General features: G+C 71.2%; 16 protein-coding genes. 8 read left to right on the forward strand and 8 right to left on the reverse strand.

Annotation, left to right across the window (positions count from 1 at the left end; all coding sequences use genetic code 11):
- The first annotated feature begins 43 nt into the window (after positions 1 to 43).
- Together AB0230_RS16030 and AB0230_RS16035 are read left to right on the forward strand one after the other, a co-directional pair.
- On the forward strand, positions 44 to 766 hold the full coding sequence (locus AB0230_RS16030; protein ID WP_315994046.1) for a response regulator transcription factor: 723 nt from the start codon (positions 44 to 46) through the stop codon (positions 764 to 766).
- On the forward strand, positions 763 to 2,247 hold the full coding sequence (locus tag AB0230_RS16035) for a HAMP domain-containing sensor histidine kinase (protein WP_366376822.1): 1,485 nt from the start codon (positions 763 to 765) through the stop codon (positions 2,245 to 2,247). The genes AB0230_RS16030 and AB0230_RS16035 overlap by 4 nt, the downstream gene beginning before the upstream one ends.
- A gap of 93 nt (positions 2,248 to 2,340) precedes the next feature.
- Here the strand turns inward: AB0230_RS16035 and AB0230_RS16040 are convergent, their stop codons facing one another.
- The 3 genes from AB0230_RS16040 to AB0230_RS16050 are packed head-to-tail and all read right to left on the reverse strand — an operon-like array spanning position 2,341 to position 5,491.
- Entirely contained in the window at positions 2,341 to 4,278 is a 1,938-nt protein-coding gene (locus AB0230_RS16040) for a YhgE/Pip domain-containing protein (protein ID WP_366376824.1), read from the reverse strand.
- The gene (locus AB0230_RS16045) at positions 4,275 to 4,883 is read right to left on the reverse strand and encodes a hypothetical protein (protein WP_315994043.1); all 609 of its coding nucleotides are present in this window, start codon (positions 4,881 to 4,883) and stop codon (positions 4,275 to 4,277) included. Before AB0230_RS16045 ends, AB0230_RS16040 begins: the two co-directional genes overlap by 4 nt.
- A complete protein-coding gene (locus AB0230_RS16050; RefSeq protein WP_366376826.1) occupies positions 4,883 to 5,491 on the reverse strand; it encodes a helix-turn-helix domain-containing protein in 609 nt (202 codons plus the stop codon). The genes AB0230_RS16045 and AB0230_RS16050 overlap by 1 nt, the downstream gene beginning before the upstream one ends.
- A gap of 70 nt (positions 5,492 to 5,561) precedes the next feature.
- Between AB0230_RS16050 and AB0230_RS16055 the strand changes: the two genes are divergently transcribed.
- Positions 5,562 to 6,050 carry a hypothetical protein gene (locus AB0230_RS16055; RefSeq protein ID WP_366376828.1) on the forward strand — a complete coding sequence of 163 codons (489 nt, stop codon included), beginning with the start codon at positions 5,562 to 5,564 and terminating at the stop codon, positions 6,048 to 6,050.
- Positions 6,051 to 6,120: 70 nt separating this feature from the next.
- Here the strand turns inward: AB0230_RS16055 and argG are convergent, their stop codons facing one another.
- The 4 genes from argG to AB0230_RS16075 all read right to left on the reverse strand — a co-directional run bounded on the left by argG (position 6,121) and on the right by AB0230_RS16075 (position 10,104).
- A complete protein-coding gene (argG, locus tag AB0230_RS16060) occupies positions 6,121 to 7,563 on the reverse strand; it encodes an argininosuccinate synthase (protein WP_363388181.1) in 1,443 nt (480 codons plus the stop codon).
- Between the two features lie 81 nt (positions 7,564 to 7,644).
- Positions 7,645 to 8,322 carry a peptidylprolyl isomerase gene (locus AB0230_RS16065; RefSeq protein ID WP_363577409.1) on the reverse strand — a complete coding sequence of 226 codons (678 nt, stop codon included), beginning with the start codon at positions 8,320 to 8,322 and terminating at the stop codon, positions 7,645 to 7,647.
- A gap of 19 nt (positions 8,323 to 8,341) precedes the next feature.
- Positions 8,342 to 9,340 (reverse strand): glycoside hydrolase family 6 protein, encoded by a 999-nt coding sequence (locus AB0230_RS16070; protein WP_366376831.1) that lies wholly within the window; start codon positions 9,338 to 9,340, stop codon positions 8,342 to 8,344.
- Between the two features lie 71 nt (positions 9,341 to 9,411).
- Positions 9,412 to 10,104 (reverse strand): Pr6Pr family membrane protein, encoded by a 693-nt coding sequence (locus tag AB0230_RS16075; protein WP_363577413.1) that lies wholly within the window; start codon positions 10,102 to 10,104, stop codon positions 9,412 to 9,414.
- 103 nt (positions 10,105 to 10,207) lie between these two features.
- Between AB0230_RS16075 and AB0230_RS16080 the strand changes: the two genes are divergently transcribed.
- A complete protein-coding gene (locus AB0230_RS16080; RefSeq protein ID WP_363388169.1) occupies positions 10,208 to 11,494 on the forward strand; it encodes an adenylosuccinate synthase in 1,287 nt (428 codons plus the stop codon).
- Positions 11,494 to 12,693, forward strand: coding sequence for a beta-propeller fold lactonase family protein (locus AB0230_RS16085; RefSeq protein WP_366376833.1), 1,200 nt, complete (start codon positions 11,494 to 11,496; stop codon positions 12,691 to 12,693). The genes AB0230_RS16080 and AB0230_RS16085 overlap by 1 nt, the downstream gene beginning before the upstream one ends.
- Before the next feature lie 66 nt (positions 12,694 to 12,759).
- On the opposite strand, the gene AB0230_RS16090 is transcribed toward AB0230_RS16085, so the two are convergent.
- Positions 12,760 to 13,884: an AI-2E family transporter gene (locus AB0230_RS16090; RefSeq protein WP_315994034.1), complete on the reverse strand. Its 1,125-nt coding sequence runs from the start codon at positions 13,882 to 13,884 to the stop codon at positions 12,760 to 12,762.
- 80 nt (positions 13,885 to 13,964) lie between these two features.
- Here AB0230_RS16090 and AB0230_RS16095 point away from each other — a divergent pair, with 80 nt between their 5' ends.
- The 3 genes from AB0230_RS16095 to AB0230_RS16105 all read left to right on the forward strand — a co-directional run bounded on the left by AB0230_RS16095 (position 13,965) and on the right by AB0230_RS16105 (position 16,988).
- The gene (locus AB0230_RS16095; RefSeq protein ID WP_315994033.1) at positions 13,965 to 14,270 is read left to right on the forward strand and encodes a chorismate mutase; all 306 of its coding nucleotides are present in this window, start codon (positions 13,965 to 13,967) and stop codon (positions 14,268 to 14,270) included.
- A gap of 382 nt (positions 14,271 to 14,652) precedes the next feature.
- Positions 14,653 to 15,987, forward strand: coding sequence for a glycine betaine/L-proline ABC transporter ATP-binding protein (locus tag AB0230_RS16100; RefSeq protein WP_315994032.1), 1,335 nt, complete (start codon positions 14,653 to 14,655; stop codon positions 15,985 to 15,987).
- Positions 15,987 to 16,988 (forward strand): proline/glycine betaine ABC transporter permease, encoded by a 1,002-nt coding sequence (locus AB0230_RS16105; protein ID WP_366376836.1) that lies wholly within the window; start codon positions 15,987 to 15,989, stop codon positions 16,986 to 16,988. The genes AB0230_RS16100 and AB0230_RS16105 overlap by 1 nt, the downstream gene beginning before the upstream one ends.
- Positions 16,989 to 17,088: the final 100 nt, after the last annotated feature.

Raw genomic sequence — 17,088 nt, forward strand, 5'->3', positions numbered from 1 at the left:
TGTCGCGGTGACACGGCCGCTGTGGGCGGGCATGCTGGCATCCATGACCTCCCGCCCCGCCCCCCTGCTGCGTCCCGACGGCACGCCGATCCGCGCTCTCGTCGTCGACGACGAAGCCAACCTGAGCGAGCTGCTGCGTATGGCACTGCAGAACGAGGGGTGGGACGCCCGCACCGCCGCCGACGGCCAGGAGGCGCTCGGCGTCATCCGCGACTTCGACCCCGACCTGCTGGTGCTCGACATCATGATGCCGGGGCTCGACGGCATGGGGCTGCTCGCCCGGGTCCGCGCGGCCGGGAACGACGCCCCCGTGCTCTTCTTGACGGCGAAGGATGCCGTGGAAGACCGCATCGCCGGCATCTCGGCCGGCGCCGACGACTACGTCACCAAGCCGTTCAATCTCGAGGAGGTCGTCGTCCGACTGCGCGGCATGGCCCGACGCCACGTCGCCGCCGTCGCCGACGCCGATCCGCGACTGCGCGTGGGCGATCTGACCCTCGACGAGGAGGCCTACGAGGTCGAGCGCGGTGGCATCCCGATCAAGCTCACCGCGCGCGAGTTCGAGCTGCTGCGCTACCTCATGCAGAACCCCCGCCGGGTGCTGAGCAAGGCGCAGATCCTCGACCAGGTGTGGAGCTACGACTTCGGCGGCGACGGCAGCGTCGTCGAGATCTACATCTCGTACCTGCGCAAGAAGATCGACACCCTCGGCGAACCCCTCATCCACACGGTGCGCGGCGTCGGCTACACGATCAAGGCGTCATGACCGCGTCCGCCGTGTCGCGGCATCCGTCGTCGCGGCGGCGGTGGACGCTGCGCCGCACCCTCGTCGTCGGGACCAGCCTGCTCGTCGCGCTGGCCTTCGTGGTGATGAGTCTCGCGACGATCGTCTCGCTGCGTTCCTTCACCCTCGACCGGCTCGATCAGCAGGTGACCGAGGGGCTGTCGTTCGCGGCGGGCCGCGGGTCGTTCGAGAACCGGAGCGGATCGCAGCCGCCGCCGAGCCAGACGCAGGGTCAGGATGCCGACCGCCCGGCGCCGCGGATCGGCTCGCTGCAGGTGACGGTCGCCTCCGACGGCACCGTTCGCGCGTCGGAGTACACCCGCAGCGACGGCACGCAAGTGCAGCTCACCGCGGACCAGGTGGCGTCGCTGCGGGCGGGCGTGCCGACCGACCGCATCCCGACCACGATCGACCTCGGCGGTGACCTGGGCTCGTTCCGGGTCGCCGCGGCCGAGGTCGACGGCACGACGGTGTTCGCCGGCAACTCGGATGCCGACGTCACGGCGACCACGACGGCCCTGACGGTGATCCTCCTCGCGGTGAGCGCGGCGACCCTGCTGATCGCCGTGGTCGGCCTCTCGCTCTTCGTGCGCCGGAGTCTGCGGCCCCTCGACCGCGTGGCCGCGGTCGCTCAGCGGGTGTCGACGCTGTCCCTCGCGGCCGGCAGCGTCGAGATCCCCGACCGGGTCGCCCCCGCCGACACCGATCCGGTCACGGAGGTGGGCCGGGTCGGCGCATCGCTCAATGGGCTGCTCGGCCACGTGCAGTCCTCGCTCGCGGCCCGTCAGCACAGCGAGGACCAGCTCCGTCGCTTCATCGCCGACGCCAGCCACGAGCTGCGCACGCCCCTGTCGAGCATCCGCGGCTACGCGCAGCTGTCGCTGGGCGAAGACGCACCGATGACGCCGACGCAGGCCCGCTCGTTCGACCGGATCGAGTCGGAGGCCACGCGCATGGCATCCCTCGTCGACGACCTGCTGCTGCTGGCCCGCCTGGATGCCGGTCAGCCCCTGCGCCGCGACGAGGTGGAGCTCACGCTCCTCGCCGTCGACGCCGTGAGCGACGCGCAGGCGGCGGATGCCGCGCACGCCTGGCGCCTCGACGTCACCGACGACCTCATCTCGGTGACGGGCGATGAGAACCGCCTGCGCCAGGTCGTGGCCAACCTGCTGCGCAACGCGCAGGTGCACACCCCTCCGGGGACGACGGTGACCCTGTCGCTCGCACGCGACGGGGCGGGGGCGGTGCTGCGCGTCGCCGACGACGGACCGGGGATCGACCCGGGGGTCGCCGGGCGTCTGTTCGACCGATTCGCCCGGGCCGATGACTCCCGCAACCGGGATGCCGGCAGCACGGGCCTCGGGCTCTCGATCGCCCAGGCGATCACCGAGGCCCACGGCGGGAGCATCGCGGTCGAGAGCGTTCCGGGGCGGACGGTGTTCGAGGTGCGGCTGCCGGTGTGACCCGGCGCTCACGCGTGAGTCGCCAGAAACCGTCGCCGGGGAATGACCGGAAGCGCCAGATTCTGGCGACTCGCGCGGGGTGCGGAGGGCGCGTCAGCCGATCAGGCTCGGCTGCAGGTCGCGCAAGGTGCGGTGGTGCGTCATGCGGGTCACGCCGATCGCCGCGAGCAGCACGCCGCCGACCATCCACGCCCCGAGCACGAGCAGGTCGGGGCCGACCCGCGAGACGTCTCCGCCGTACATGACCTGGCGCATGGCATCCACGACGTACCCCATCGGCAGCACGTGGTGCAGCGCCGCCAGGGGAGCGGGGAGCGTCTGCCACGGGAATGTCCCGCCCGCGGTGACGAGCTGCAGGACCATCAGCACGAGGCCGAGGAACTGCCCCACCGAGCCGAGCCACACGTTCAGCGCCAGCACGATCGCCGCATACGTCGCCGAGGCGAAGAGCAGGATGCCGAGGGCGGCCCACGGATTCGCGAACGAGAACTGCAGGGCGATCGCGAGCACCGTGAACAGCCCCACCATCTGCAGGGCACCGAGGCCCGCCGGCGTGAGCCATCCCGCGAGGGTCACCCGCACGGGGGAGCGCAGGGCCGTGATGGCGCGCTTGGAGACGGGCTTGACGATGAGGAACAGCGCGTAGATGCCGATCCAGCCGGCCAAGGCGGCGAAGAAGGGCGCGAGGCCCGCACCGTAGTTCTGCGCTTTCGTGACCGAGCTCGTGCCGACGGTGACGGGATCACTGATGGCCGCGGCCTGGGCGGCCCGCGTGGCGTCGTCGGAGTCGGGGATCTGATCGACGCCCGCCGAGAGACCGTCGCGCAGCTGGGTCGCGCCGTCGGAGAGCTGGCCGATGCCGCTGTCGAGCTGGGCCGCGCCATCGCGCAGCTGGGCGGATCCGTCGCGCAGCTGCACGGCACCGGATGCCGCCGAGGCGGCGCCGTCGGCGAGGGCCGACGCCCCGTCGGCCGCGTTCGCCGCGCCGGACGCCACCGAGGCGCTGCCGTCGGCGACCTGGCGGGCGCCGTCGTCGAGCTGATTGATCTGGTCGACCGTGCTCTGCACGCGGTCGTTCGCCGATGTGAGACGTTCGCCCACGGGGTCGAGGCGCGAGAGGATCTCGTCGATGCGCGCCTGGTCGAGACCGGCGTTCGCGAGGGCCGTGGCGATGTCGGCGCGTGCCTGGGGGAGTTGCGCCGCGGCGTCGCCGGCGATCGAGCCGACCTGCCGCGCAGCCGCGTCGATGCGGTCCACGCCGTCGGCGACCTGCGCCGCCCCGTCGGCGACGCGCGCCGATCCGTCACGCAGCTGCGCGGTGCCGTCGCGAAGCTGACCCGCTCCCGCCGAGAGCTGGGCCGTGCCATCGGCCAGCTGCGCCGATCCGTCGGCGAGGGTCGTCGACCCGCTCGCGAGCTGCGACGAACCGTCTTTCGCCGTGCCGAGACCGTCGACGAGCTGGGTCGCCCCGTTGGTGGCATCCACGAGCTTCACGCGGATCGTGTGCAGGGCGTCGAGCAGGGTCCCCCCGGCCTCGTCGATCACCTTCTGCGCGACGGAGGTCTGGATCTTGGCGACCGCTTGCGTGCCGATGGTGGAGGCGAGGTAGTTGTTCGCGTCGTTCGTGCGCAGCTCGATGTCGGCTTGGCGCGGGGTGTTCGTCGAGAGCGAGGCCACGGCATCGGTGAAGTCGGTCGGCAGGGTCACGACGAAGTCGAAGTCGCCGGCCTGCAGGCCGGCGTCGGCCTGATCCGACGAGACCCGGTGCCACTCGAACGTGCCGTCGTCCAGCAGCTGCTCGGCCGCCTCGTCGCCGAGGTTGCGCTGCTCGCCGTTGACGTCGGCGCCCTGGTCATCGACCACGAGGGCCACGGGGACCTCGGACAGGTTGCCGTAGGGGTCCTGATTCGCCCACAGGTAGAGGCCGCCGTAGAGGATCGGGACCGCCAGCAGCGCGACCAGCGCCAGCACCGACATGCGCGTGGACGTGAGGCGGCGCAGCTCGGCCGCGATCATCTGGGGGATCTTCACCGCGTGGCCTCCTCGGCCTCGTCGAACGAATCGATCGCGGTGCGCGAAGCGCTGCCCGCGATCACGAGCACGGCGTACCCGCGTTCGGCGAATTCCCGCGCGATGCGCCACCACCCGAGAGGCTCGCCACCGTGGCGGTCGGGTGCGACGAGCACCAGACCCTCGACGTCCGCGCGCAGGGCGGCGAGCTCGAGCAGCAGCCGCACGCGTGCGGCGGGATCGACGTTGCCGATGGGCAGTCCGGCGATCGCCTCGAGCCCGATCTGCTCGAGCCAGCGCGCCGCGGCGAACGGCGTCGGCGCGCGCCCGGCGAACATCAGCTCCTCGGCGACGACGCCGGTGACGGTGACGTTCGGCTCGGGCTCCGACACGACCGGTGCGTCGACGAGTGCGACGCGACGGCGGATCGCCCCGCGGTCGGCGCGACCGTCGATCGTGACGGTGCCGGCGTCGACCTTCATGCGACCGGATGCCACGAGGCCCAGCACCGTGGGCCGCTGCTCGGTCTCGGCGACGACGAGGGAGGCCGCGCCGGTCTCGTAGGCCGTCGAGGTCTCGGGCAGGGCACTGCGTCCTTTGGCGACGGCGTCGACGACGATTCTCATCAGGCCTGCGCCTCCAGCTCGGGGTGCTGCGCGAGGATGCCGCGCGCCTCGGTCCACGACAGGCCGGCCATGCCCAGCACGGCGCACACCGCGATGGAGCGGGCGGTCGAGGACTCGGCATCCACCCGGGAGACCACCATGCGGCCGGTCTCTTCGAGCAGGCGCGCCAGGGTGGGCGCGGGGAGGTCGGTGCGCAGCTCTTCCGCCTCCTGACCCCGGCGCACGATCGCGTCGATGCGGCGGCGCAGCGGAGCCAGGGCCGCCGAGGTCTCGGGCAGGTGCGCGTCGTCGAGCGCGAGGGCCGCGGCGGCCTGCACGTGGGCGGCTTCGCGCCAGAGCTCGGATGCCAGGCGGGCGAGCGCGACGCGGGAATCCGAGTCGTCGACGTCGTCGGCGATGGCGTTGAAGCGCGCGGCACCGGCGGCGATGACCTCGCGCACGATGGCGTTGCGGTCGTCGAAGTGGCCGTAGAGGGCGCGGCGCGACAGGCCGGCGCGGCGGGCGATCGTGTCGATCGAGGCGCGGGGGTCGTGCCCGATGGCGGCGGTGGCCGCATCGAGGATGCCGGCGCGGTTCTCGACGGCGTCGCGGCGGGTGGGGATGCTCACGCGTCGAGTGTACGCCTAAAGTGCACAGTGGTGTGCAACTTAGTTTCGCCGCCCTCTGAAGGATCGAGCGGTGCGCCGATCCCGCCTCCTCTGTCTGCTGACCGTTCCCCTCGTCGCGACGAGTCTCGCCGGGTGCACGGCGGATGCCCCGACCGACGCCGCGACGCCGACGTTCACGAAATCGATGAGTGAGCTGCGTATCGACGCTCGCGAGACCAGCGATCATCTGGTTGCCGCGTTCGGCGAGATCCGCTTCGATCAACCCGTCGACGTCGACGTCGAGGACTGCGCGGGGGAAGAAGCGGGAATCGGTCGCTGGCACGGGAATCGCGTCTTCGGAGCCACCGCCCCCGCCTCGACGATCGCGGGACTCCGGGATGCGCACGCCACAGATGCCTCGGTGACGACGGGCGCGCCCGGAGACGTGGAAATGACGCCGGGCAGGAGCGTGATCGCACAGACGCCGTGGACACTCATCCGCGATGACGCCGGGTCATATCTCCTCCAAGCCCCGGAGGGGCCTAAGGCAACTGTCTTCAGCGCCTGCGGCGTCCTCTAGAAGAGCAGGCCGTCGAGAACGCACGAGAGCCCGCGACGCCAGGCGCCGCGGGCTCTCGTGCGTGATTGCCTCAGTCGGTGCCGGCGTCGAACGCGGCGGACTCGCCCGCGGCATCCGTCGCCTCGGCCAGGCGCTCGCCGGCGGCAGAGAGGGGAGCGGCGGGCTCGATGATCTCTTGCGCGCCGCCCGCGGCGACATCGCCGACGAGCTCGCCGGTCGGGCCGCCGATGAGGCCGAGCGAGGCGTACTGCTCGAGACGGGCGCGCGAGTCGGCGATGTCGAGGTTGCGCATGGTGAGCTGACCGATGCGGTCGACCGGACCGAACGCGGCGTCGCCGACGCGCTCCATCGACAACTTCTCGGGCGAATACGACATGCCGGATGCCACGGTGTCGAGGATCGTGTAGTCCTCGCCGCGGCGCAGGCGCACCGTGACCGAGCCGGTGATGGTCGATCCGACCCACTTCTGGATCGACTCGCGGAGCATGAGCGACTGCGGCTCGAGCCAGCGGCCCTCGTACATGAGGCGACCGAGGCGACGACCCTGCTCGTGGTAGGTGGCCAGGGTGTCTTCGTTCAGGATGCTGTTGACCAGGCGCTCGTAGGTCAGGAACAGCAGCGCCATGCCCGGGGCCTCGTAGATGCCGCGCGACTTGGCCTCGATGATGCGGTTCTCGATCTGGTCGCTCATGCCGAGGCCGTGGCGTCCGCCGATCGTGTTCGCCTCGCGCACCAGGGCGACCGGGTCGTCGAAGCGCGTGCCGTTGATCGCGACCGGACGACCTGCCTCGAAGGCGACGGTGACGTCCTCGGTCTCGATCTCGACCGCGGGGTCCCAGAAGCGCACGCCCATGATCGGCTCGACGATCTCGAGCGAGACGTCGAGGTGCTCGAGGGTCTTGGCCTCGTGCGTGGCGCCCCAGATGTTGGCGTCCGTCGAGTAGGCCTTCTCGGCGCTGTCGCGGTAGGGGAAGTCATGCGCGACGAGCCACTCGCTCATCTCTTTGCGGCCGCCCAGCTCGGTGACGAAGTCCGCGTCGAGCCAGGGCTTGTAGATGCGCAGGGCGGGGTTGGCGAGCAGGCCGTAGCGGTAGAACCGCTCGATGTCGTTGCCCTTGTAGGTGGAGCCGTCGCCCCAGATGTCGACGCCGTCTTCTTTCATGGCGCGCACGAGCAGCGTGCCGGTGACGGCACGACCCAGGGGCGTGGTGTTGAAGTAGGTGCGGCCGCCCGAGCGGATGTGGAACGCGCCGCAGGCGAGCGCGACGAAGCCCTCTTCGACCAGCGCCGTCTTGCAGTCGACCAGGCGCGAGACCTCGGCGCCGTACTGCGTCGCGCGGCCGGGGATCGAGGCGATGTCGTCTTCGTCGTACTGCCCGAGGTCGCCCGTGTAGGTGCAGGGAACCGCGCCCTTGTCGCGCATCCACGCGACGGCCACGGAGGTGTCGAGACCACCCGAGAAGGCGATGCCGACGCGCTCGCCGACGGGAAGGGACTGCAGGACCTTGGACATGCCCTCGATTCTAGGGCGGAGGGATGCCGCAGCCCGACTCCGGTGGAGGAGTGCGGCCGGCGAGCTGCCTGGGGAGGAGCCTCAGCCGACCACGACGTCGGTGATCGTGACGGGGGTGGCCGGACGCCCATCGCGGGCGCCGCCCTCCGCGCCGGCTGCCGCGATGCCCTGGACGACCGCGAGACCCTCGGGCGACATCGTGCCGAACACGGTGAAGTTCGGATCCAGCGTCGTGTCCTCGTAGACGAGGAAGAACTGGGAGCCGTTGGTCCCGGGGCCGGCGTTGGCCATCGCGACCGTGCCCGCCGGGTACTTCTCGGCGCCGTCGAGCTCGTCGGCGAATCGGTAGCCGGGACCACCGCGACCGGTGCCGGTGGGGTCGCCGCACTGCAGCACGAAGATGCCCGAGGTCGTGAGGCGGTGGCATTCGGTGTTCGAGAAGTACTGCTGCTGCGCGAGCGAGACGAAGCTCTCGACGGTGCACGGGGTGCGCTCGCCGGCGAGGGTGAGGGGGATGTCTCCCGCCGAGGTCTTCAGCACCGCCTCGACGTCACCAGCGGGTCGGTCGGTGCCCGCGGCGGGCGGGGTCACGTCGACGGCGGGCTGCCCGGAGGCGGGGTAGGAGCACTCGGCGCTGCCGGCGCTCGCCGCGGAGGCGCTCGAAGCGGGATCGGCCTCGTCCGAGGTGCCGCCGGAGCAGCCGGCGAGCAGGAGCAGGGCGGAGGCGGCCAGGGCCGCGGACATCAGTCGCGTACGCACGCGTCCAAGGGTAGGGCGCTCAGCTCTTGCGCAGGGTTACCAGGTCGAGCGCGGCCTTCTCGAACCAGCTCCCCGCCGAAGGACCCCCGTTGCAGGTGCCGTCGCTCTCGCCCGGGCGCTTGATCCACAGCAGGGCGTCGAGCCCGCCGCTGCCGCTGACGGCGCGGGGCGTGCCGCCGAGACCGACACCGGAGGGGTTGCACCAGTCGCCGGTCCACCCACGGCCGTTGCGCGAGGTGTCGATGACGTACCGCGTCTTGCCGCCGAGAAGGGCGCGCACGCGCTCCGCGTACTTCTGCTCGGATGCCGTCGTGTAGAAGTTCGAGACGTTGGTGGCGAACCCGCGGGCGTCGGCGACGCCGGCACCGCGCAATCGTGCGGCCATCGTCTCGGCCGGGATCCATCCGGAGTTGCCCGCGTCGATGTACGAGGCCACCCCCGCCGAGGCGAGCGTACGGACGGCGTCGCGGATGAGGCCGGTGCGATCGCCCTGCCCGGCGCAGTCGCCGAGCATCGCGAGGGCGTCGGGCTCGACGATCGCGACCGCGCGGGTCCCGCGCAGCGTCTGCGCGATGAGGGCGACCCACTCGCGATACGCAGCGGGGTCGAGGCCGCCGCCGGAGTGCAGGCCGCAGTCGCGGGCCGGGATGGCGTAGAGCACGAAGACGGCCGGCTTCTTCTGCTGCGCGGCGGCGCGGGTCTCGGCCTGCAGCACCCGCACGAGGGCCGAGCGGTCGTACCACTCGCCCAGCCAGACCGCCGTGGGCTGACGCGCGATGATGCCGATCTGCTTCGCGACCTCCGTGCGACCGGCCGCGGCGGCCGCCTTCTGCGCTTCGGCGGCCGCCGAGTACGTCGGAAGGGCGGGCCCGGATGCCAACGGGTTGGCGGTCGCCACGCGAGGCGTCGCACGGGGGCTCTCGCCCGCTGCCGGACCGGCGACCGCGAACGGCGCGATCAGGGCCACGAGGGTGCCCGCGAGCAGGGCGATCGTGCGGAACGTGCGACGCGGCGGCATCCGGCGGGCTTTCGTCGAGGGGCGGGACGAGTCATTATGCCCGGTTGCGCCGGGAAAGCGCCCCGTTCGGGTCAGATTGCGCGCCGACCCCGCGCACGGCCGATCGCCACGACGCCGAAGGCGAGCCCGACGATCACGACCGCGATGATGACGATGTAGACGACCACGCTGCCCCAGCCGCCGCCCTCGTTCGGGTTGAGGAACGGGTAGGGGTACCAGAAGGGCGCCCCCGTCGTGGGGTTGGTGATGAGGGGCGCGCGCACCAGCGTGTAGACGATCCAGGCGATCGGGAAGATCGCGGCGCCGAGGGCCGCGCCCCATCCGAGGCGTCGGCGACCCGCCCCGAGGAGCACGTCGAGGAGCAGGAACAGCGGACCCCACACGTGCAGGATCTCGTTCGACCAGCCGACGGTCTCGGGCTGGAGGGGGAGACCGCGCAGCAGCAGGTTGTAGACGATGCCGGTGACGATCATGTAGGTCGACACCCACGCCAGCGCGGTCGCGAGGGCGGGCGGATCGGCCTCGAGGCTCCGCCGTCGGAGGAACCGTGCGGCGAGCAGAAGCAGCACGATCGCCGCCGACACGTTCGAGAGGATCGTGAAGAAGCTGAAGAAGTTCGCCACGGTGGTGACGACGTCGCGTCCGTTGTCGACGGCCCCCGCGACGGTCGAGACGAACTGCGCCACGACCGCGGTGATGATGGCCGCGGCCGCGACGGCCCGGGCGATGTTCCAGCCGGTGGCCCACCCATTCGTTCTCGTCATGGGCTCAGGCTAGTGAGACGGCGCCCACGACGACAGGCTGCGGGCGTGCCGCACCCTCTCGGTAGGATGGGGTGTACCGCCGGACAACATGCGAGGAGCACTCATGCCCGGAATCGTGATCGTCGGCGTCCAGTGGGGCGACGAGGGCAAGGGCAAGGCCACCGATCTGCTCGGTGAGCGCACCGACTGGGTGGTGAAGTTCAACGGCGGCAACAACGCCGGCCACACCGTCGTCATCGGCGACGAGAAGTACGCGCTGCACCTCCTGCCCAGCGGCATCCTGTCTCCCGGGGTGACCCCGGTGATCGGCAACGGCGTCGTGGTCGACCTCGAGGTGCTCTTCAACGAACTCGAGGCGCTCAACGCGCGCGGTCTCGACACCAGCCGGCTCAAGATCAGCGCCAACGCGCACATCATCACGCAGTACCACCGCACGCTCGACAAGGTCACCGAGCGCTTCCTCGGCAAGCGCATGATCGGCACCACCGGGCGCGGGATCGGCCCGGCTTACGCCGACAAGATCAACCGCGTCGGCATCCGCGTGCAAGACCTCTTCGACGAGAACATCCTGCGCCAGAAGGTCGAGGGCGCGCTCGACCAGAAGAACCACCTGCTGGTGAAGATCTTCAACCGCCGGTCGATCACGGCCGACGAGATCGTCGACGACCTGCTGGCCTACGCCGACCGCGTGCGTCCCATGGTCGCCGACACCTCGCTGCTGCTCAACGACGCGCTCGAGGCCGGCGACGTCGTCGTCTTCGAGGGTGGTCAGGCCACCATGCTCGACGTCGACCACGGCACCTACCCGTTCGTGACCTCGTCGTCGGCGACCGCCGGCGGCGCCGCGACCGGCTCCGGGGTCGGTCCGAACCGCCTCGACCGCATCGTCGGCATCGTGAAGGCGTACACGACGCGAGTCGGGTCGGGTCCGTTCCCGACCGAGCTGTTCGACGAGAGCGGTGACTGGCTGCGCTCGCGCGGCTTCGAGTTCGGCACGACGACCGGCCGCCCGCGCCGCGTGGGCTGGTACGACGCGCCCATCACGCGCTACGCCACGCGCATCAACGGCATCACCGACCTCGTGCTGACCAAGCTCGACATCCTCGGGGGGCTCGACCAGATCCCCGTGTGCGTCGCGTACGACGTCGACGGAGAGCGGTTCGACGACCTTCCGGTCAACCAGACCGACTTCCACCACGCGAAGCCGATCCTCGAGTACTACCCCGGCTGGAGCGAGGACATCTCGTCGGCGCGCACGTTCGACGACCTGCCGCAGACCGCCCAGGACTACGTGCTCGCCCTCGAGAAGATGAGCGGCACCCGCATCTCGGTCATCGGCGTGGGTCCCGCCCGCGACCAGGTGATCGTGCGCCACGACCTCATCGACTGATGCGCCTCTGGGTCGGTGCCTACGCCGCGGATGCCGGCTCAGCCGAGGGGATCGGCATCCTGCAGGCCGGAGAGTCCGATGCTCCCGGGGCGAGTGGTCCTCTCGGCATGGTCGGCACGGCCGTCGCCGCGCCGGGATCGCCCTCGTGGATCGCGCCGCACCCCTCGGGCGACCTGCTGTACGCCGCCCTGGAGTCCGACGGCGTCGTGCAGGCCTACCGCCGCGTGTCCGACACGCGGCTGGCCCCCATCGGCGCGCCGATCGAGGCGGGTGAGGCCGTGTGTCACGTGACCGTGGCGCCCGACGCGACGTCCCTCGTCGCGAGCTGCTGGGGCGACGGACGCGTGGTGCGCATGGACCTGGATGCCGCCGGCCGCCCCTCCCGGCCGGTGATCGCCGCGGAGGCGGCCGACCCGTACGGCTCGTCACCGGAGGAGGGCACGGTGTCCACCGGCGCGCGGGTGTCGGGCGCCGTCGTCCCCGACCTCGCCGCCGCGGCCCGCGCTCTGCGAGATGCCGCCGGCGACGAGTACGCGCACCTCGTGCCCGCGTACGACGACGTTCCCGAGACCGACGCCGAGTCGGAGGAGGCGGCGGCGGGCGCGCGCGTCTCGCGCGCCCACCAGGCCACGTTCCTCCCCGGCGGCCTGATCGCGACGACCGACATGGGACTCGACCTCGTGCGCCTGTGGCGCAACGCGCCCTCCGGACTCCGTCTCGTGCAGGAGGTCGTCCTGCCGAAGGGCAGCGGGCCGCGGCACGGCGTGTGGCATCCGTCGGGGCACTTCTACGTCGTCACCGAGCTCAGCCGGGAGGTGTTCGCGCTCGCCCCCGACCGCGGGGGCCGCTGGCACGTACGCTCCGGCGAACCGCTGCTCGGCACCCTCGACACCGACACTGCTGCGGAGCTGAGCATGAGTCGCGACGGGGCGACGCTGTACGCCGGCGTGCGCGGAAGCGACACGGTCGGCGTCCTCGCGGTCCGCGGCGCGGGGGAGGTCCTGCAGCTCACCGCGCTCGCCGAGACGGGCACGCACTGGCCGCGGCACCATCTCGTGGTCGACGACACGCTGCTCGTCGCCGGTCAGCTCGCCGACGAGATCGTGTCGCTCCCGCTCGACGCGCGCACGGGCGTCCCCGGCCGGGTGCGGCATCGCACCGTGTCGGCGTCCCCGACGCGTCTACTCGCGATGCGCTGAGCGGCACGGGCACGTCGGCCCGCGGCGGCGAGGAGCCGTCCGCACGCCGCGGCGAAGAAGCCGACGCTACTTCTTTGCATCCTGTCGCGGGATGACGATCTGCTTGATGATCAGCAGCACCGACGCCGTGACGGGGATCGCCACCAGCGCCCCGAGCAGACCGAGGAGCGTGCCGCCGACGAGCGCGCCGATGACCACCAGCGCGCCGGGGACCGAGATCGTGCGGTTCATGACGCGCGGCGTGAGGATGTATGCCTCGATCTGCATGTAGACGAGGTACACGATGGCGAAGATGAGTCCCGCGGTCGGGCTGACGATCAACGTGAACAGCGTCGCGGTGGCCCAGAACAGCACCGACCCGACGAGGGGGATCAGCGTGATGCCGAATGCGAGGGCCGCGAGCAGTGCGGCGAACGGCTGCTGCAGGATCGTCAGCACGATGAACGCGAACACCGCGTTGCACAGCGCGAGCACGACCATGCCGGCGAGGTAGCCGCCGACGGAGTCGGTGATCTGGCCGGTCATGTCGGAGACCGTCTCGCGGCTGCGCGCGGGGGTGAGGCGCACGAGGCTGTTCTTCATCTTCGGCAGGGATGCCAGGAAATACAGGCTCAGCACGAGCACGATGATCGCGCCCGAGATGAACTCGCCGATGCTGATGCCCACCTGCAGCAGCCCCCCGCCGATGGCGGCGATGTTGGCGGGGTTGGTGACGAAGCCCTGCACCTCTTTCAGCACGTCGCCGAGGCTGTCGCCGAAGTTCTGCTCCACCCACCGCACCGCGTCGCTGTCGATGACGTCGTTGACGAACGAGGGGATGTCCCCGACGAATTGCTCGACCTGACGCACGACCGGCGGGATGAGCAGCCACAACGCCCCGGCGAGCACGAGGGCGAGGCCGCCGAAGACGATCACGATGCCCCAGGCCCGCGACAGTCCGCGGCGCACGAGCATGCGCACGAGGGGGTCGAGGGCGAGGGCGACGAAGAGCGCGATCGCGATGTAGATGAGCACCGTCGAGAGCTTGCCGAGCGCGAGCGCCAGCAGGAAGGCGGTGAGCCCGCCGAGGGTGAGGAAGAATCCCGCCGCGTAGGGGCGGGAGATCGCCGACCACACGGGCTTGTCGCGCGACGTGGCGGCCCCGGCGTCGGCGCCTACGGCGGTCGGGTCGGGGCGCGTCGATCGGCTCATGGTCACACTGTAGGACTCGGCTCCCGCCGACGGCGGCCCACGGCTCGGCGCGGTAGGGTCGGAGCGATGTGGGAGGACTCATGACCGACGCCGATCCCTCGACGATCCTTCAAGGGCTGCGCGGCAGCATCGACAACATCGACGCCGCGCTGATCTTCCTGCTGGCCGAGCGCTTCCGCTGCACCAAGCAGGTCGGGGTGCTCAAGGCGAAGCACGGGATGCCGGCATCCGATCCCACCCGCGAGGAGCAGCAGATCGCGCGGCTGATGCGTCTGGCCGAGGACGCCGACCTCGATCCGGCCTTCGCGGAGAAGTGGTTCAACTTCGTCGTGGCGGAGGTCATCCGCCACCACCGCACGGCCGCGGCCGAGCCGCAGGACGACTGACCTCGGCACATCCCGCCCCCTGGTGCAAGGGCGCTGCGACACGCCCGGGGTGACATGCGCGTGCATGGATCCCTCCCCCGTGCGGGAGGTCGGGTCAGGCGCGCGCGCGTGCCACATGGAATCCGGTTCCGCAAGGCGCGGGGCGATTTGCCAGCCGATCCATCACCGTGAAACGTTGGGTGAGGCCCTTGAGGGGCCGTTCACCCGACCAGTCCGCGGTCGTCGGTGTCTTCTCGGGGGAGGGGATGCCGCGAGCGTACGGTCGGCGGCCAGGACTCCGGACCCGATGTCCGGTGTCGACGTGCTCCACCCCCGGAGAGCGCCGACGGCTGCCACCCGGGCGTGACCTATGCGGCCACCCGAAGGCCGCTGAGGTGCACCAGTGACACATCCGCCTGCTTCGACGGAGCCCGCTCCGTCCGCACCCGCGAGCGAGACACCCGCCCTCGCCGCCAAGAATCTCTTCAAGGTCTTCGGCCGTGCCCCGCAGGCCGCCGTCGACAAACTCCGCGCGGGTTCGACGCGCGACGAGATCGCCGACCACGGAACGGCCGCCGTCATCGACGCGAGCTTCGACGTCCGCCCCGGCGAGATCTTCGTCATCATGGGCCTCTCGGGCTCGGGCAAGTCGACGATCATCCGCATGCTGAACGGCCTGCACGAGGCGACCGCCGGCACCGTCGAGGTGAAGGGCGACGCCCTCACCGGTGTCGGTCCCGCCCGCTTGCGCTCTCTGCGGCGCGATCGCCTCGCGATGGTCTTCCAGCACTTCGCGCTCCTGCCGCACCGCACGGTCGCGGCCAACGTCGCCTACCCCCTGGAGCTCCGCGGCGTCGGCAAGGCCGAGCGCCTCGCGAAGGCGAACGAGATCCTCGGCCTCGTCGGCCTCGAGGGCTGGGGCGAGAAGCTCCCCTCGGCGCTGTCGGGCGGGATGCAGCAGCGCGTCGGCATCGCCCGGGCGCTCGCCGCCGACACCGACATCCTGCTGATGGACGAGGCGTTCAGCGCGCTCGACCCGCTCATCCGCCGCGAGATGCAGGAGCAGCTCATCGAGTTGCAGCGGACGCTGAAGAAGACCATCGTCTTCATCACCCACGACCTCAACGAGGCGATGTTCCTGGGCGACCGCATCGCCGTGATGCGCGACGGGCGCATCGTGCAGATCGGCACCCCGGAGGACATCCTCACCGACCCGGCGAACGACTACGTCGAGCAGTTCGTGCAGGATGTCGACCGCGCTCGCGTGCTCACCGCCGGCAACGTGATGGAACGTCCGCGTCCGCGCGTCGACGCCTCGGCCGGTCCCCGGACGGCCCTGCGCCAGATGCGCGACGCCTACATGTCGGCCGTCTACGTCACCGACCGCGACCGCAAGCCGCTCGGCATCATCACCGATCGGGATGCCATGAAGCTCGTGCGGGCCGGGGAGAATTCCCTGCTCAGCCGGCTCAAGCCCCTGCCCCAGGCGGTGCGCGAGGACGACGTGCTCATGAACCTCTTCGTGCCGTCGGTCGAGTCGCCCCTGCCGCTCGCCGTGCTCGATGCCGACGGTCGCCTGACCGGTGTCATCCCGCGCGTGACCCTGCTGGCCGCGCTCGGACCCGGGCCCAGCTCCACCGAGGAGATCACCGTGCTGCCCCAGCCCCTGCCCTCCGCTGAGATCGACGCGGTGCTCGACGCGCCGGTCGTCGCCTCCGAGACCGAGGGGGTGCGCTGATGGACGGGTTCCGCATCCCCGTCGGCTCGTGGGTCGACTCCGCCGTGGACTGGCTGCGCGACAACCTCTCGGGCCTGTTCGACGTCATCGCCGTGACCGTGCGATTCCTCGTCGGCGGGCTCAGCGACGTGCTGCTGTCGGCGCCCATCGTGGTCGTCATCGTGGTCGCTGCGCTCCTGGCCTGGCTGCTGCGCTCGTGGAAGCTCGCGCTCGGCACCGTGGTGGGCTTCGCCCTCATCCTCGCGATGGGGCAGTGGGTCACCGCGATGCAGACCCTCGCGCTCGTGCTCATCGCGACGATCGTCGCCGTCGCGATCTCGGTGCCGCTCGGCATCTGGTCGGCGCGCAACAGCACCGTGCGTGCCGTGCTGAAGCCGATCCTCGACTTCATGCAGACGATGCCCGCCTTCGTCTACCTCATCCCCGCGATCACGTTCTTCAGCATCGGCGTCGTGCCCGGTGTCGTCTCGACCGTCATCTTCGCGCTGCCCCCGGGCGTGCGACTGACCGAGCTCGGCATCCGCGGGGTGGACTCGGAGACGGTCGAGGCGGGTCAGGCGTTCGGTGCCACCCCGTGGCAGATCCTGCGCGGCATCCAGCTGCCGTTGGCGACGCCCACGATCATGGCCGGCGTCAACCAGGTCATCATGCTCGCGCTGTCGATGGCGGTGGTGGCCGGCATCGTCGGCGCCGACGGCCTCGGCAAGGAGGTCGTGCAGTCGATCTCGACCGTCAACCTGCCCAAGGGTGTCGAGGCGGGCCTCAGCGTCGTCATCCTCGCGGTCTACCTCGACCGCCTCACCGCGGCTCTCGGCAATCGCGCCGACAACACCGGCTCGCTGCTCGGAGTGCTCGCGCGTCGTCGTGCCGCCCGCTCCACGGCGGCGGCCACGGCCGGCGCCCCCGCGGCGGGGCCCGTCGACACCTCGGCGGATGCCGCACGCGAGGCCGAGCGCGCGGAAGCGTCTCCGCGCCGCGCGCCGATCTCGACGGGCCGCTGACCCTCCCTCCCCTTCGCGTGAGTCGCCAACATTCATCGCCTCGGCACGTGCTGAAGCGACGAATCCCGGCAACTCGCGCGGGGGGCCCACGGAAATCACA

It is taken from the genome of Microbacterium sp. NPDC089190, from assembly GCF_040701795.1.
Lineage (GTDB): Bacteria > Actinomycetota > Actinomycetes > Actinomycetales > Microbacteriaceae > Microbacterium > Microbacterium galbum.

Bases quoted from the DNA above. Each gene is read 5' to 3' on its own strand.
- AB0230_RS16095 (WP_315994033.1), top strand. From the start codon at position 13,965: ATGACCGACGCCGATCCCTCGACGATCCTTCAAGGGCTGCGCGGCAGC.
- AB0230_RS16030 (WP_315994046.1), top strand. From the start codon at position 44: ATGACCTCCCGCCCCGCCCCCCTGCTGCGTCCCGACGGCACGCCGATC.
- AB0230_RS16070 (WP_366376831.1), bottom strand. From the start codon at position 9,340: ATGCCGCCGCGTCGCACGTTCCGCACGATCGCCCTGCTCGCGGGCACC.
- AB0230_RS16085 (WP_366376833.1), top strand. From the start codon at position 11,494: ATGCGCCTCTGGGTCGGTGCCTACGCCGCGGATGCCGGCTCAGCCGAG.
- AB0230_RS16105 (WP_366376836.1), top strand. From the start codon at position 15,987: ATGGACGGGTTCCGCATCCCCGTCGGCTCGTGGGTCGACTCCGCCGTG.
- AB0230_RS16035 (WP_366376822.1), top strand. From the start codon at position 763: ATGACCGCGTCCGCCGTGTCGCGGCATCCGTCGTCGCGGCGGCGGTGG.
- AB0230_RS16090 (WP_315994034.1), bottom strand. From the start codon at position 13,884: ATGAGCCGATCGACGCGCCCCGACCCGACCGCCGTAGGCGCCGACGCC.
- AB0230_RS16045 (WP_315994043.1), bottom strand. From the start codon at position 4,883: ATGAGAATCGTCGTCGACGCCGTCGCCAAAGGACGCAGTGCCCTGCCC.
- argG (WP_363388181.1), bottom strand. From the start codon at position 7,563: ATGTCCAAGGTCCTGCAGTCCCTTCCCGTCGGCGAGCGCGTCGGCATC.
- AB0230_RS16080 (WP_363388169.1), top strand. From the start codon at position 10,208: ATGCCCGGAATCGTGATCGTCGGCGTCCAGTGGGGCGACGAGGGCAAG.
- AB0230_RS16075 (WP_363577413.1), bottom strand. From the start codon at position 10,104: ATGACGAGAACGAATGGGTGGGCCACCGGCTGGAACATCGCCCGGGCC.